The organism is Haloferax larsenii, assembly GCF_024730625.1.
GTDB classification, from domain to species: domain Archaea; phylum Halobacteriota; class Halobacteria; order Halobacteriales; family Haloferacaceae; genus Haloferax; species Haloferax larsenii.
In genome coordinates this window covers 111746-127226 of the sequence record NZ_CP078063.1, presented here as the reverse complement: position 1 = coordinate 127226, position 15481 = coordinate 111746, and the positions used below count along the sequence as shown (strand labels likewise).

The following is a 15481-nucleotide window of genomic DNA, read 5'->3' as shown; positions in this document are numbered from 1 at the left end:
ACGGACTATGGTCGGATAATGGACTCCGCGGTACTGCTCGACTTACTCGGGAACGAAAACCGGCGACGAATCCTCCGGTTGCTCTCGCACAAACCGTGCTACGTCACCGAGATCAGCGAGTACCTCGGCGTCAGCCCGAAGGCGGTCATCGACCACCTTCGAAAGCTGGAAGACGCGGGACTCATCGAGTCCCGGACCGACGACCAGCGCCGCAAATACTTTCACATCTCTCGGAACCTCCGACTGGAGGTCAACGTCTCGCGCTACGGATTCGGTGCCAAGAGCGCCTACCCGCCGAGTCCGAGCCTCGACATGGCCGGTCGGTGCCCCCACGTCTCGCTCGAACTCGACAGTAACGACACGGACGACATCGCCGAACTCGCACGCGAACTCGGGAAGTTAGAGGACCTCGACAACGAACTCTCGCTCGCACAGCGCTGGGTGCAAGGCAAACAAACGGAGGTGTTAGACCGCATCAACGACCGCCTCGGCGTCGACGCGGACAGCCGCTTCTACGCGGAGATTCTCGCAGCACTGGCGAACGGGTCGAGCGCGACCGAAAGCGTCGCGCGGGACGTCAACGCCGACCCCGAGGCGGTCGACGCCGCACTCCGTCACCTCGCCGACAACGGTCTCGTCACCTACGACGGCGACAGGTGGGATATCGCGTCGTCGACGGTCGACCACTGACGACAGCTTTTTTCAGACGTCGCGGGTCAGCCCGTCACGCAGGTCGCGCCCGAAGTAGTGCCCGACGAGTCCTGCGAGCCCTCCGCTGAGCGCGCCGACGCCCGCGATGGCGAGACCGTAGTCCGCGAGCAACTGCACCGCAAACGGCGCGAAGACTGAAGCCAGCGTCGAGAGGACGAACGCGAGTCCTGCGGCGATGGCACCGGCCAGTCCGATTTCGACGTACCGGCGTTTCGAGCTGACGAGTCCGAGCAGGAACCCGGCGGCGGCGATACCGACAAAGCGGCCGATAAAGCCGACGATGGGGACGGCACCGCCGACGACGAGGCCGCCGATGGAGAGCGCGAGCGCGAGCAGGAACGTCCGGGCAGAAAACAGGCCGTCGAAGCGTCCCGTCTTGCCGCCGCTCGACTGTGTCGGCGGCGACTCGTCTTCGCCGAGGTCGAGGTCCGAGAGGATGTCCTCGGCGGACCGCTCAGACTCGCGTTGGTCTGACCGTTGCATGGGTGACAGGTGGTTCGGGAGGGTGATGGCTCTTGTGCCGCGGTGGTGACCGCTCGATACCTCCAATCAGTGATGGTTTGTCGATGGTGTGCTGAATACAGTAGCACTACTGGCCGTTCGGAGGTTCGTAGTCGTCTGAGAGGAAGATGCTCTGTCGGTCCGGGTCGAAGTAAACTTCTAACGCCCGAAGCGTGCCGGCATAGGCAGCACCCATCACGAACACGAATCCAATCAGGGCTGGCAGGAGGTACTGAAAGACCATTGCTTGCACTGTTTCACAGCCGTCGATAAACAGATACTGGTCACGAAGCACACCTATCTAGCGGCTGTTTCGTCACTGGTCGCGTGAAACGAACATCGAAGTCTTACTGAACTCAGCCTCTATATTCAGCACGCCGATTCTTTCAAACTCTGGAGAGTACTTGGATGCCGTGCGGTCGAATCCTGCCTGCGTTGCACCGAGAGACGAGCGGTAGCGAGTCTCTCGGCCTTTTTCCCTCCAGGTTTTTGTCGGAGGGGTGGCAGAGCCACCCCTCCGGTAAAAAGGTGGGTTTGAAGTCTGACCCCGCGGTATCCCGCGATATGAACGCAGGGGACCTCGTCCGCGTCACCCGCGCGGGCGTCACGAACGAAGGCGTCCTGATGCCCTCTTCGACAGAGGAGTACCTCGTCGTCAAGCTCGACGGCGGGTACAACATCGGCATCGCGCGCGAGGACGCAGACGTCGACGTACTCGAAACCGACGTGTACGACATCGAAGACGCACAGACCGACAGCGACGGGACCTCCGAAATCGAGTTCGACGAGGACCTGCCGACCATCTCGCTTATCTCTACCGGCGGGACCATCGCCTCGACCGTGGACTACCGCACGGGTGCGGTGACTGCGCAGTTCGACGCCGAAGACGTGCTTCGGGCCGTCCCTGACCTCGCAGGGCGGGCGAACTACCGCGGCCGCGTCGTCGCCAACATCCTCTCGGAGAACATGACGACCGACGTGTGGGTCGACCTCGCAGAGGCCGTCGTCGAGGAAATCGAAGCCGGTGCCGACGGTGTCGTCATCATGCACGGGACCGACACGATGCAGTTCTCCGCGTCGGCGCTGGCGTTCATGCTCGATACGCCCGTTCCAATCGTGTTCACGGGCAGCCAGCGCTCGGCGGACCGCCCCTCGTCGGACAACGTGATGAACGCCGTCTGCGCCGTCGAGGCCGCGAAGGGCGACGCCGCGGAGGTCATGATTTGCATGCACGCCTCCGAGTCCGACGACGCCTGCGCGCTCCACGAGGGGACGCGCGTCCGCAAGAACCACACCTCGCGCCGCGACGCCTTCCGGACCATCGGCGCGAAGCCACTCGGTGAGGTGGACTACGAGAACGAGGAAATCACGTTCCGCCGCGACTACACGCCGCGAGGCGAGGCCGACCTCGCGCTCCACGCCGACCTCGACGACGAGGTCGAACTCGTGAAGTTCACGCCCGGGATGGACCCCGCGGCGCTGGACTACCTCGACGGGAAGTCCGGCCTCATCATCGAGGGGACGGGTCTCGGACACGTCCACACCGACTTCATCCCGCGTATCGAGGAACTCGTCGACGACGGCACCGTCGTCGCGATGACCTCGCAGTGTCTCGAAGGCCGCGTCTGCGACCGGGTTTACGACACGGGTCGCGACCTGCTCGACGCGGGCGTCGTCGAAGCCGGAGACACCCTGCCGGGAACGGCGAAAGTGAAGCTCATGTGGGTGCTTGCGAACCTCTCGGACCCGGCGGAAGCGATGGGCCGAGACATCGCCGGGGAGTTGACAGAGCGCTCCGTGCCGTGGGAGTGACCTGATGGAGATACGCCCCGCTCGACCCGAGGATTACGACGCGGTCGCAGCGTTCACCCGCGATACGTGGGCCGACCGCGACGGCTCGGACTACATCCCCGACATCTACCACGACTGGATTGCCCCTGACGACCCCACACAGGCGACCCTCCTCGTCGATATGGGCGACGAGACGCCCTCAGACGATATCGCCGCCATCGCGCAGATGGTCATGCTCTCGGAGTACGAGGCGTGGGCGCAAGGGATGCGCGTCGCCCCCGCCTACCGCGAGCAGGGGATTGCGACGACGCTCACCCACGCGCTGTTCGACTGGGCGCGCGAGCAGGGCGCACGTCGCGCTCGGAACATGATTCACTCGTGGAACATGCCGAGCCTCGCGAACGCCCGGCACGTCGGGTTCGAACCCGGCGTGGAGTTCCGGTGGGCCATGCCGGAACCGGACGCTGACGCTGGACGCGACAGCGAGTCGGACTACCGCGTCGGCGACGATGCGGACGCGGCGTGGGCGCTCTGGACCGGCAGCGAGATGCGAACCAAACTCTCGGGGCTCGCGCTCGACCCCGACGAGTCGTGGGCGCTCTCGGAGTTGACCCGTCAGCGACTCCACGACGCTGCGGCCGACGACCGACTCTTCGTCGTCGCCGACGAGCGAGTGGCGGGCTTTACCCACCGGGTTCGGACCTACACTCGCGAACCCGAAGACGAAGGAGAAGTAACGTGGGCGGAGTACGCAGTCGCCGCGTGGACCGACGCAGACGCCTGCCGAGCACTCATGGATGCGATTCGCCGCGACGCCGCGGCGGTCGGTGCCGACAGGACGCGAGTGCTCGTTCCGGAAGCACTCGGGTGGCTCTCCGATGTCGCACTCGCCCGAAGCGACCTCGCAGAAGAGCCGACGTTCGTGATGGAAGCGGACCTCACGTAGACCGCAGCGTCGGCACGCTCAGGTCCACGTCACTCCGCCGACTTCGTATCTCGAACCGCCGAGTTCGGAGTCAGTGACTTCGAGTCGCCAGCCGTGGAGGTCGGCAATGCGGGAGACGATTGCGGTGTCGACCATCTCGTAGTCGGCACCGAGAAGCTCGTCGTCGGAGAATTGAGCGCGCTCTTCAGCCGGCATTTGCGGGCCGTCGTCGTCGATGAAGAACCCGTCGGCTGTCGTGCCGACGATGATTCGCGAGAGGGACGCGGCGGTCGCGTCCCGATGGCTGCTGTGGTTCAGAAGCAACTTACAGAACAACCCGAAGAGGTGAGCGTCGGCCATGAGATGCCCGTGCCCGACGATTCGAAGCGAGACACCGGCGTGGTCGATGTCCTCCCACGCGACTTCGATTGCCGACCGGAAGTCGACCGGTTGCGTGTCGACCCGTGGGCGCTGGTTCGACAGCGCGATGCTCTGCTCGACGACGCTGTCCATACGCTCGAGGGCCTCGGCGAGCACCGCGGCGTCTGCTCCATCTGCGGCGACCAGTCGGCTGGCGGTCTCCATCGCCGACGAGAGCGGTTCTCGAAGCTCCGCCGAGAGAAACCCGACGAGCATCGCGAGTTGGCGATTCTTTCCACTCACCTGCAACTCCGCGAGGCGGCGCTCGGTGATGTTCTGGTGGACGACGAGGACGAATCGGCCATGTCTGGGTGTGTCGAACGGTACCGCCTGCATCGTGAACCACCGAAACTCCGACGATGAGTGACACGGGTACTCGACCGAAAAGAGGTCCTGTGTTCCCTGCAAGAGGTCCCGAATCCCGTCGGCGACGACGCCCGCGACCTCCTCGTCGTCGCGGGCAGCATCGCACGTGTCTAGATAATTGACTCCCAGCGAGTCCGGCGAGCCGACGTAGCCGTTCGCGCTGGCGAACGTTCGCCAGGCTCGGTTCGTGTAGACGATGTCGCCGTGACTATCGAGTATCGCGACTTCCGTCGGTAGTTCGTCGAAGGCCAGTTCGAGAAACGACACCTCTCCTTCCATGGCTACTAATGACACCCAAACGGCTTTGACCTTTCTGTGGGCTGACGGTCTCTCGTTCGAGAACACTCGGAAGAGACGCACAGCTACCTGCGTCGAGAAGATGAGAGGAGCCTACAGCTATCCGTGTCGAGAAAGCGAAACCGTGCGGCTGTTCGGTCAGTCCGAGGCGACGACGCGCCGCTTACGCCCGTTTCCCTCTGACTCCGTCATCGCGAGGACGTCGTCGAAGAAGTCGAGCGTGTCGTTCGGGCCGGGGTGGGCTTCGGGGTGGTACTGGCGCGTGATGACGTCCAGTTCCTCGCTCGCGAGGCCCTCTGCGGTGTCGTCGTTGACGTTGATTTGGGTAACGTCGAGGTGTTCACCGGGGTCAGCGACGGTGTACCCGTGGTTCTGGGTGGTCATGACGACGCGACCCGTCTCGATGTCGCGAACGGGCTGGTTCACGCCGCGGTGTCCGAACGCCATCTTCTCGGTGGTACCGCCGAGCGCGCTGGCGATAATCTGCTGGCCGAGGCAGATGCCCGCCATCGGAACGTCGCCTGCGAAGTAATCGACGAGTTCGTGGGTCGGCTCGTAGTTTTCGGGGTCGCCGGGGCCGTTGGAGATAAACAGGATGTCGGTGTCGAGCGCTTCGACGTCCTCGGGCGACGCGTCGTACGGAAGGACGTGAACCGTGGCGCCGCGCTGGACGAGCGAGTCCACGATGGACTGCTTGGCACCGCAGTCGACGAGCGTGACGGTGGTGTCGCCGTCGCCCTCGTAGGTGGTCGGCTCGGGCGTCGTGACCTGTGCGCCGATTTCGGTGTGCTCGCTCATGCCCTTGCACTTGGCCAGTTCCGCTTTTGCGGCTTCGGGCGTCGCGTCGTCGCCGACCGCGATACCGACTTTCATCGCGCCCTCCTCGCGAATCGAGGTGACGAGGTCGCGCGTGTCGAGGTGGTCGACTGCCGGGACGTCTTCCTCGGCGAGCCACTCGACGACTTCTTCGGTGAACTCACGGGCGACGGCGGCGCGCGGGTGAATCCGGTCGGATTCGAATCGCTCCGCTCGGACGCCGTAGTTCCCGATGAGAGGGTACGAGAAGGTGAGGACCTGTTCTTCGTAGGATGGGTCAGTCAAGCTCTCTTCGTACCCGGTGTATGCAGTCGTGAACACCAGTTCACCACGTGTACGTCCCGGAACACGACCACGCGCTTCGACCACGCGGCCATCTTCAAGGGCCAGATAGGCGTCCGACATTACGAGAAACGAACGGAACACGGGTGCATAAGTGTTGCTTTCGAAGCCGAGTTACGAAATTCGTAATCGGTAAGTCGCTGGGGTGGTCAGGAGGGATATGGACGAGTTGGATAGGCGAATCCTCGACATCCTCCGACGGGACGCACGAACCCCGAACACGGAGATTGCGGCCGAAGTCGGAACGTCCGAAGGGACGGTCCGAAACCGCGTCGAGCGACTCGTCGACGAAGGCGTCATCGAGCGATTCACTATCTCGACCCGGACGGGGAACCTGAAGGCGATGATAGAGGTGACCGTCGCGGTGGACGTCGACACGCACAGCGTCTCCGAGCGGATGGCCGACTGGAAGGACGTCGACTTCGTCTGGCAGGTCTCCGGCGAGGAGGATATCGTCCTCGTCGTCGACGCCGCCGACACGCGCGCCGTGAACGAACTCATCACGCGAGCGCGCGAGCACGACGACGTGAAGAGCACGAAGACGCGTCTCATTCTCGACGAACGGTTGGGCTGAAGACCGCACTCCACCCGCCGACCTCACCGCGTCGCATCGAAGCTTAGTTGTCCCCCGACTTCGACGAACGTGACATGAGCGACACACAGGCCTCTCAAGCGACTGAACTCCACAAGAACGCCGAACAGGACGTCATCGCCGTCGACTCCGACGACAACGCCGAGGGAACGGTCAACCGCCTCGACGCCCACACGGGCGATGGCATCCGCCACCGGGCCTTCACGTGTCTCGTGTTCAACGAAGAGGGACAACTGCTTCTCGCCCAGCGCGCACCGAACAAGCGTCTCTGGGACACCCACTGGGACGGCACCGTCGCCTCCCACCCCGTCGAGGGACAGACGCAGGAGGAAGCAACCGAAGAGCGCCTCGAAGAGGAACTCGGCATCACGCCCGACCAGTACTCCGACCTGCGCGTGACGGACAAGTTCGAGTACAAGCGCTACTACGGCAACTCCGGTCTCGAATGGGAGGTCTGCGCCGTACTCAAGGTCACCCTCGAAGACACCTCGCTCGACCCCGACGAAGACGAGATTGCCGGTATGCTCTGGGTGGACTACGAGCACCTCAACGACCACCCCAAGTGGTACCGTCAACTGCGTCTCTGCCCGTGGTTCGAGATTGCGATGCGCCGTGACTTCGAGTAAGCTCACGCTCGCCGCCGCAGTCCGCGACGAGATTCGTTCGCACGCACGCGACGGGGCCGCCCGCGACCCTCCAGCAGAAGTCTGTGGCGTCCTCGTCGGCGACCGAACCACCACTACCATCTCCGACTCACTCCCCGTTTCGAACGTGGCCGACGAGCCACGCGTCGCCTACGAACTCGACCCTGCGGAGACAGTCGGTGCCTTCGACGAGGTCAAGGCTGCGGGCGACGAAGTCGTCGGGTTCTATCACTCACACCCCGAGTCAGCGCCGATTCCCAGCGCCGCCGACCGCGAGCAGGCGTCGTGGCCGGGGTACGTCTATCTCATCTGCACTCCTGACGGGCGACTCACCGCCCACGAGTGGACCGGCGACGAGTTCCGCGAACTCGATATCGCCATCGAGTGACTCCGGCCCTCCGGTTCGGCCGTTTTCGGTGAGAATAACCCGGGCGAGTGCTCACGGACTCGCATGGAACCCGACATCTACGACGACCTCGACGGACAGGTCGCCCTCGTCACGGGCGCGAATCGGGGAATCGGCCGCCAAATCGCCGAAAACCTCCGCGACCTCGGCGCGACAGTCTACGCCGGGTCCCGAAGCGTCACGAACGAGACGCCCGAGGGGACAGAGCGCGTCCTCCTCGACGTGACCCAAGAAGGCGACATCGAGGACGTCGTCGATGGTCTCTTCGCCGACCAGGGGAAACTCGACATCCTCGTCAACAACGCCGGTATCGGCGGAGATGGCGAGGATATCGTCGCCGAACCGACCGACAAAATCGACCGCACCCTCGGTGTCAACCTCCGCGGGCCGATGCTCATGTGCAAACACGCCGTGCCGCTTCTCCTCCAGAGCGACGCCGGCCGCGTCGTCAACGTCTCCTCCGGGATGGGTGCGCTCGAAGAAGGCCAATCCGGTGGGTTTCCCTCGTATCGAATTTCGAAGACCGGTCTCAACGGCCTCACAGTCTACCTCGACGGCCAGTACGGTGACGACGGACTCATCGCCAACTCGGTCTGTCCCGGGTGGGTCCGAACCGACATGGGCGGCGAGGAAGCCGACCGCCCCGTAGAGAAGGGTGCCGAGACACCGACGTGGCTTGCGAGATTCGAAGCGGGCAGTCCGTCGGGAAAATTCTGGCGCGACAAGGAAGTTCTCGACTGGTAAACGGGCGAGTCCAAGACCCGGAACGCTGCTCTCCTCTTGCTCTCGACGATAGCTACTCGTCGAACGTCAGCCCGAACCAGACGACGACGAAGAAACCGAGCATGCCGAGAAGCGGCATCACACCGGGCAGAGTCGAATAGTTATTCGACGCCATGTAGTAGGTCTGAACGATGAGAAGCAGCGAGATGAACATGAGCCACCGCTGTATCGACAGGAGTTGCGTCTCGGGGTCCATACGAACGTGTTCTGCTAACTTGTTATATTTCTGACTGCATCGAATTACGTCACCCCGCCGCTTTGCTTCACAAACTCCTCGTACTCATTCTCGTCCAGAACCTCACGCAGGTTCGAAACCGCCCGAAACACGTCCTCGAAGCCGACGTAGGACGGGATGGGCGCGATGCGAATGACGTTCGGTTGGCGGAAGTCCACGACGACGCCGCGCTCCTTGAGCGCGAGGCTGATGCGGTACGCTTCGGGGTGCTCGACCGCGACGTGGCCGCCGCGGGAAGCAGGGTCGCGTGGGGTGCCGACCTCGCAGTCGGGCAGTTTCTCGTCGACGAGGTCGATGAGGAAGTCGGTGAGCGCGAGTGATTTTTCGCGGAGCGCGGCCACGCCACCGGCGTCTTCGACGATATCCAGTGCGCCGTCGAGGGGCGCAGTCGAGAGGATGGGAATCGTCCCGGTCTGGAACGCGGCGGCGGAGTGTTCGGGGTCGTAGGTCAGCGCCATGTCGAACTGCGTCTCCTTGTCGTTGCCCCACCACCCGGCGAGCGCGGGCGTCACACCGAAGTGGCGTTCGTTGACGTAGAGGCCCGCAATCGCACCGGGGCCAGCGTTGAGGTACTTGTAGTTGCACCAGACGGCGAAATCGACACCGATGTCGGAGAGGTCGTGGGGGACCGCGCCAATCGAGTGCGCGAGGTCGAACCCGGCCAGCGCGCCCGCGTCGTGGGCTGCCTCGGTGATGGTCTCGATGTCGAACAGTTGGCCGCTCCGGTAGAGGACCGAAGGGAGAAACACCATTCCCACGTCGTCGTCGATGGCGTCGAGCACGTCTTCGGTGGCGATAGTTCGGCCGTCGCGGCTTTCGACCACGCGTAGTGCTTCGTCGGGGTCGCGGCCGTGCTGGCGGAGTTGCGCCCGAATCGCGTAGTGGTCGGTCGGGAAGTCGAGGTCGTCGACGACGATTTTCTCGCCGCGGTCGGGGTCGTAGAAGGTACCGACGAGCGTGTGGATGTTGACGGTCGTGGAGTTAGCGACGACGACCTCTTCAGGGTTCGCGCCGACGAGCGGGGCGAGACGCGCGCCGAGTCGCTCGCCGTAGGTGTGCCAGTCGGGGTCGGCGTCGGTCCATCCGCGAATGGCGAGTTCGCGCCACTCCTCAACGACGTGTTCGAGGGCCGCTTCGGCGTCTTTCGAGAGCAAGCCGAGCGAGTTACCGTCCATGTACAGGTCGCCATCGGGGATGTAGAAACGGTCGCGAAGGTCCGAAAGCGGGTCCGCCGTGTCCATCTTCCGTGCGTCTGCGATGGTGATTGAATCGCCGTCACTCATACCCATTGCTACGGCGTTTCATGCGAAGTAGGTTCGCAGGCCATACGGCAAGGCATACTCCTCGGGGTGGATAGTCCAAGCGTCGTGGGGTGAGACTTATTCGACGGCCCCGCCAGCCAGTCGGTCGTAGGCGTCCCACGCCGGGTCGACGTCTGGGTGTTCGACGCGCTCGCCGTCGACGACGACACCATCGCCGTCGACGACAGTTCCCGCGACACCGACTGGCGTCCCGCGCGAACTGAGTGCGGCGAGCACGTCGTCGGTGACAGTCGGGTCGGTTGCGACGACGAGCGTTCCGGCGGTCGTCGAGTGCCACGGGTCGATGTCGAGGAAGTCACAGACTTCCCGGACGCCGGGTCTGAATGGAATGCTCGACGTGTCTATCTCCAGTTGCACGCCGGCACTGTTCGCAACCTCGTTGAGTGCGCCGTAGAGACCGCCTTCGGTCGCGTCGTGCATGGCGTGGACGTTGCGACCACCAGCGGCCGAGACGGTCATGGCGTCGCGGACGGCGTCAGTCTCGTCTAGCCTGTCCTGTGCGGTGGCGAGGACCGTCGGGTCGAGGTCGGCGAACCCTTCTGGAAAGAGCGTCGTCAAGAGGCCGGTGGTCTCGACACCCGGGCCTTTGGTGACGAGCACGTCGTCGCCGGGTCGGGCACCGTCCGGGCGAATCAGGTCGTCGTGGTCGCCGACTGCGAGGGCGGTCGCACCGCCAACCCACGGATACGAACAGCCCGAATACCGGGCGGTGTGACCGGTGGCGATGCTCACACCGAGGTCGTCGGCCTCGTCGTGCATCGCGGTCCAGAGTTCGGCGAACTGGTCGTCTGTCATCTCCGGTGGGAGCGTAAAGGAGATGGCGAGATGTGATGGGTCGAGGCCGGAGACGGCGACGTCCGACAGGACGATGTCGAGTGCGAATCGACCCGCGCGGTCGAAGCCGAGTTCCGGAAGGACGGAGAGTGGGTCGGTCGCGAGCGCGACGGCGGTGCCGTCGATATCGAGCACTCCGAAGTCGACGCCGTGTGTCGGGCCGAGCGTCACGTCGTCTCGGGAGGCACCGAGATGGGGGTAGATGTACTCGGTGAAGAAGTCGCGGTCGACCTTTCCGAGGTCGGTCATAATCGCGCTCGGCGGCGCGTGAGTAAGAACGTACTCATCCCGTCTCTGGGTGGTAGGAAAGTGGGACGGTCCCCCGTCCCTGCTCATGAAGAAGGACGCGGCGCGGTACGAAGGGATAGAAAACTCCCACCACCGGACTGCTCCCGCGTCATTGCTGTCTCTTGGCCGGTGATACAAGAACCTCGCTAAGTTCCCTCGGTGGACCTATATAGGGGAATCAAGGAACACCCAAACAGCCCCTACTTTTGCCTGACGGTTTCGATATCGTTCACGCGCGAACCGCTTCGCAGTACACCCAGGGAACCGGGACGGTGACCGGCTTAGATTGGTCAGTGGCTGACTTAGATTGGTCGGTGGCCAGCTTCGTCGGGCGTGTTGTTCGGCGTCCGCCACGCGTCGTCGAAGTGGTCGACCAGCGCCCGGGCGACTGCCACCGGTTCTTCGTGGTGAACCCAGTGTGTCGCATCGTCGAACGTCCGAAGGTGGCTGTCGGCGCAGTACGTGAGGCTCTCTCTGGCCATCTTCTGGCGAAGGAACCGGTCGCGCTTCCCCCAGACGACGAGCGTGGGCGCATCGACCTGTGTCTCTCGTGGTTCTGGCCGACTGCGCACGACAGCACGATACCAGTTGACCATCGACCCGTAGGCGTCGGGGACAGCCCACGCCTTCCGGTAGCGTTCGAGGTCCGTCGGCGAGAACGTCCCCGGGAGCGCCGAGTCCCGAAGTGTCCGTTCGAGGAGGGCGTAGTCACCGAGCGGTGCGAGTAGTTCTGGAACCTTCGGGAGTTGGAAGAACAGCACGTACCAACTCTTGAGCTGTTGTGCCGGGTCGCGTCGCAGATGTCGTGCGAAGACCGTTGGATGCGGGAGGTTCATCGCGGTGAGCGAGTGGACTCGGTCCGGGTGGTGAAGCGCGGTCCACCACGCGACGGCACCGCCCCAGTCGTGGCCGACGACGTGGGCGCGTTCCTTGCCGAGCGCCCGAATGAGGCCGACGACGTCGCTTGCGAGTTCGTCGATGTGATAGGCATCGACGGTTTCCGGGTGGTCGCTCAGATTGTACCCCCGTTGGTCGGGGACGACGACCCGGTATCCGGCCTGCGTCAACGGGCGGAGGTAGTCGGTCCACGCGTACCAACACTCCGGGAAACCGTGGAGGAGGACGACCAAGTCCCCGTCTTCAGGCCCTGCTTCGACGGTATAGAGGGTCACGTCGCCGACGTCGACGTACTTCCCCTCAGCCTCGACCGGAGTGTCTACCGCATCGAACGACAGGCCCGATGTACTCGACATACCGTCCGGTAGGAGAGGGGAGATTATAGATATCGTGATGGGTGTGAACTTATCACAAGTTAAATTGCGTTGGAGATTCGTCGCGTTGAGGACGCGTCGAAAACGGCCAATCGTGGAACACAGAACTCCGATTCGCGGGAGCGGTTGTGCGTCTCAGTCCGACCCGAAGAGTCGCTCGCGGAGGCTCCGCTGTCTGGATTGTTCGGTGAGGAGAACCGAACACTCGACGTCGTCGACGACGTTCAGCACCAGCGCACCTCTGACGAGTCGTGAGAGCAGGCCGCGTTCGGTCGCACCGATGAACAAGAGCGAACAATCGGCCGCGTGCGACTCGATTGCCCGCTCGACGTCGCCGGTCTCGACGACCAGTTTGGCATCGCCGAGGTCCCGCTCTTCGGCCCACTCGCGAAGGAAGGCTTCACCCTCCTGTTTGTCGTCGGCGACGTGCAAGAGCGTCACGTCAGAGTCGTAGAACTCCTGCATGACGGTGGCGACGGACGCCGAGAGGTCGGAGTCTGGACCACCGGCGGTCGGGACGAGCACGCGAGATGGGTCGAAGCCGCGGTCTTTCAGGACCAACACGTCGTAGGACAGCGAGTGGGTCATCTCTTCGATGGCACTCTCTGCGCGGCCGGGGGCACCGTGACTGTCGGGACCCCAGCCCATCACCATGAGGTCGGCGTTGTAGGTCTCTGCGGCGTCGAACACCTCTTCGAACGACCGGTGTGAGAGAACGGTGTGGGTCTCGATTGGGACGCCGAGTTTGTCGGCGTCGATACGGGCCTGTTCGAGCAACTCGTCCGCCTCTGCGAAGTCGAACTCCTCGCGGGCAGATTCGAGTGCCGTCTGGTCGGGCACTTGTTCGATGTGGACGCCCACGAGCGTTCCGTTCCGCGCTTTCGCGACCGACCCGGCGAGTTTGATGAGGTCGGCCTCGCTCTCGGGATTGGCCAGCGGGACCATGACGCGGTAGCCACCGTCAGGTTGGAACGAGGTGGTCGCCGAGACGGCAGCGTCGGGCATCTGCTCCGACCGCGAGAGGATGTACTTCCCGAGGATGCCCTGCTTCGTCGCCTTGCCGCGGGCGTAGACCGCGTACCAAATCATCGCAAACACGACGAACCCAACCGCGAGCAGGACGATTGTGTTGGCGAAGAACGCGATGAGCGCGAACGACGTAATCGCCCCAATGATTGGCGTAAACGGATACAGCGGCACCCGGTAGTCCGGTTGGTAATCTTCGGGGTCGGACACGCGCATCACGATGAGCGCGACGTTGAGCAGGCCGTAGATAATCAGGTGGAGCACGCTCCCGGCGTTCGCGAGCGTTCCCACGTCGGCCAAGAGGATGAAAAGCAGGATGAACCCGCCAGTGATTCCAATCGACCGGTACGGCGTTCCGAACCGTGGGTGAATCTCGTTGAGTTCCGACGAGACGATTTGGTCGCGTCCCATCGCGAAGTTGATGCGCGAGGACGCGAGGATAGAGGCGTTCGCGGACGACGCCGTAGCGAGAAGTCCGCCGAAGAGCATCGCCCCCGCACCAACCGGGCCGATGAGGTGTCGAGCCACGTCGACGACTGCGGTCTCGTTTCCGGCCACGAGGCTGTTATCGACGGCGGCGAGCACCGTCACGAGGACGAGTGCGTACACCGCGGTGACGATGATGACGCTCCCGAGCACGGCACGCGGCAGGTTCTTGCCGGGGTCTTTGATTTCCTCGGCGACCGAGGTAATCTGGACGAACCCGAGGTAGGAGACGAAGACGAGGCCCGTGACGGGAAGCAGCGGGCTGATTCCCTTGTCTGGCGGGACGAACGGTCGAAGCTTGGCGAGGTCGGCGTTCAGGAGGCCGAACACCGTAAAGACGGCCAAGATTGCGAGGAGAATCAGAACGATTGCGTTCTGTAGTTTCCCGGTCTCTTTCGCACCGACGTAGTTGATGAACACGAACAGTGCACCGCCAGCGAGGGCGACGAGCTTGACGCCGGAGATGGTTATCCCAGCGATAGACAGGCTCGGGACGGGAAGGAACGTGACGACGTACTGCCCGAAGCCAGTCATGTAGAACGCGGACGCGAACGCGAGACCCATCCAGTTGCCCCAGCCAGCGACGCTGCCGAACAGTGGGCCGAGTGCGTGGTTGATGTAGTAGTACGCACCACCGGATTTCGGCATCGCAGTCCCCAGTTCACTGGCGGAGGCAGCGGTGAAGATGGCAATGATGCCACCGAGGACGAACGCACCGGCAGCGAGCGGCCCCGCATCTTTGACCGCGGCACCGGGGAGAACGAAGATACCGGCACCAATCATCGTCCCGATACCAATCGTCAGCGCTGCGAGCGGGCCAAGGTCTTTTGCGAGTTCTTCGTCAGTCATGTTTCACCGTCTGTCGTCTCGGAGTGGTCGGCGTGCTGTGCTGGCAACACGACAACTGGGCGGTCGCTGTCGCGGACGAGTCGGTCCCGAACGTCACCGGAAAACAGGTCCCACCACGACCGGCCGCCGCGGGGCGTAAACACGATGGCCGTCGCGTCGATATCCTCGGCGGCATCGAGAATCGCGTCGCCGACGTCGGTTCCGAACCGGAGGTCGGTGTCGAGTTCGATGCCAGCCTCGGTGGCGACGCCGCGGGCGAGCGAGAAGATGTCCTCCGCGACCGTTTCGCGCTGCTCGACGCTGGCCTTGTCGGGGGCACCGCCAGCCTTCTCGATGACGTGGACGACGTACGCGTGACCGTCTTCGGCCACGATACGGGGGGCCGCGGCGGCACAACTCGCCTCAGCGTCCGCCTCGTTCGCGAGCGGGAGAAGCGGACGTGAGAACAGGGACTCGACCTCGTCAGTCATGGTTTCGTGCACATTGATACGGGGTGTACAGTAGTCGATTCGACCCGGCGGAGCGGAGTTGCGTCGGGACACTACGTCCCGGTCCACAACGTGACCGTCGGGAAGT

General features: G+C 63.7%; 17 protein-coding genes. 7 read left to right on the top strand and 10 right to left on the bottom strand.

Features of this window, described 5'->3' with window-relative positions; translation table 11 throughout:
* The first annotated feature begins 18 nt into the window (after positions 1 to 18).
* Entirely contained in the window at positions 19 to 690 is a 672-nt protein-coding gene (locus tag KU306_RS00750) for an ArsR/SmtB family transcription factor (protein WP_258302565.1), read from the top strand.
* Between the two features lie 12 nt (positions 691 to 702).
* Here the strand turns inward: KU306_RS00750 and KU306_RS00745 are convergent, their stop codons facing one another.
* Positions 703 to 1194: a hypothetical protein gene (locus KU306_RS00745; RefSeq protein ID WP_258302564.1), complete on the bottom strand. Its 492-nt coding sequence runs from the start codon at positions 1192 to 1194 to the stop codon at positions 703 to 705.
* A 106-nt stretch (positions 1195 to 1300) separates the two neighbouring features.
* Complete coding sequence (locus KU306_RS00740) at positions 1301 to 1456, bottom strand: hypothetical protein (protein ID WP_007542756.1); 156 nt, start codon at positions 1454 to 1456, stop codon at positions 1301 to 1303.
* Positions 1457 to 1776: 320 nt separating this feature from the next.
* Between KU306_RS00740 and gatD the strand changes: the two genes are divergently transcribed.
* Entirely contained in the window at positions 1777 to 3024 is a 1248-nt protein-coding gene (gene gatD, locus KU306_RS00735; protein WP_258302563.1) for a Glu-tRNA(Gln) amidotransferase subunit GatD, read from the top strand.
* Positions 3025 to 3028: 4 nt separating this feature from the next.
* Positions 3029 to 3949 carry a GNAT family N-acetyltransferase gene (locus KU306_RS00730; RefSeq protein WP_258302562.1) on the top strand — a complete coding sequence of 307 codons (921 nt, stop codon included), beginning with the start codon at positions 3029 to 3031 and terminating at the stop codon, positions 3947 to 3949.
* A gap of 18 nt (positions 3950 to 3967) precedes the next feature.
* Here KU306_RS00730 and KU306_RS00725 read toward each other — a convergent pair whose 3' ends face one another.
* Positions 3968 to 4993, bottom strand: coding sequence for a sensor histidine kinase (locus tag KU306_RS00725; RefSeq protein ID WP_258302561.1), 1026 nt, complete (start codon positions 4991 to 4993; stop codon positions 3968 to 3970).
* Between the two features lie 156 nt (positions 4994 to 5149).
* Positions 5150 to 6232: a glutamine-hydrolyzing carbamoyl-phosphate synthase small subunit gene (carA, locus tag KU306_RS00720; protein ID WP_258302560.1), complete on the bottom strand. Its 1083-nt coding sequence runs from the start codon at positions 6230 to 6232 to the stop codon at positions 5150 to 5152.
* A gap of 97 nt (positions 6233 to 6329) precedes the next feature.
* On the opposite strand from carA, the gene KU306_RS00715 reads away from it, so the two are divergent.
* From KU306_RS00715 to KU306_RS00700, 4 genes are all read left to right on the top strand, one after another.
* Entirely contained in the window at positions 6330 to 6743 is a 414-nt protein-coding gene (locus KU306_RS00715; RefSeq protein WP_007542948.1) for an Lrp/AsnC family transcriptional regulator, read from the top strand.
* Between the two features lie 74 nt (positions 6744 to 6817).
* The gene (locus KU306_RS00710; RefSeq protein WP_007542949.1) at positions 6818 to 7387 is read left to right on the top strand and encodes an NUDIX hydrolase; all 570 of its coding nucleotides are present in this window, start codon (positions 6818 to 6820) and stop codon (positions 7385 to 7387) included.
* On the top strand, positions 7374 to 7793 hold the full coding sequence (locus KU306_RS00705) for a desampylase (RefSeq protein WP_258302559.1): 420 nt from the start codon (positions 7374 to 7376) through the stop codon (positions 7791 to 7793). Before KU306_RS00710 ends, KU306_RS00705 begins: the two co-directional genes overlap by 14 nt.
* A gap of 63 nt (positions 7794 to 7856) precedes the next feature.
* Positions 7857 to 8555, top strand: a complete 699-nt coding sequence (locus tag KU306_RS00700; RefSeq protein WP_007542951.1) for an SDR family NAD(P)-dependent oxidoreductase — start codon at positions 7857 to 7859, stop codon at positions 8553 to 8555.
* 52 nt (positions 8556 to 8607) lie between these two features.
* Here KU306_RS00700 and KU306_RS00695 read toward each other — a convergent pair whose 3' ends face one another.
* From KU306_RS00695 to KU306_RS00670, 6 genes are all read right to left on the bottom strand, one after another.
* Complete coding sequence (locus KU306_RS00695; protein WP_007542952.1) at positions 8608 to 8790, bottom strand: hypothetical protein; 183 nt, start codon at positions 8788 to 8790, stop codon at positions 8608 to 8610.
* Between the two features lie 44 nt (positions 8791 to 8834).
* Entirely contained in the window at positions 8835 to 10112 is a 1278-nt protein-coding gene (gene kynU, locus KU306_RS00690; protein ID WP_258302558.1) for a kynureninase, read from the bottom strand.
* Positions 10113 to 10208: 96 nt separating this feature from the next.
* Complete coding sequence (locus KU306_RS00685) at positions 10209 to 11234, bottom strand: AIR synthase family protein (protein WP_007542954.1); 1026 nt, start codon at positions 11232 to 11234, stop codon at positions 10209 to 10211.
* A gap of 341 nt (positions 11235 to 11575) precedes the next feature.
* Positions 11576 to 12526, bottom strand: coding sequence for an alpha/beta fold hydrolase (locus KU306_RS00680; RefSeq protein ID WP_258302557.1), 951 nt, complete (start codon positions 12524 to 12526; stop codon positions 11576 to 11578).
* A gap of 153 nt (positions 12527 to 12679) precedes the next feature.
* Complete coding sequence (locus KU306_RS00675) at positions 12680 to 14905, bottom strand: amino acid permease (protein ID WP_258302556.1); 2226 nt, start codon at positions 14903 to 14905, stop codon at positions 12680 to 12682.
* On the bottom strand, positions 14902 to 15375 hold the full coding sequence (locus tag KU306_RS00670) for a universal stress protein (protein WP_007542957.1): 474 nt from the start codon (positions 15373 to 15375) through the stop codon (positions 14902 to 14904). Before KU306_RS00670 ends, KU306_RS00675 begins: the two co-directional genes overlap by 4 nt.
* Positions 15376 to 15481: the final 106 nt, after the last annotated feature.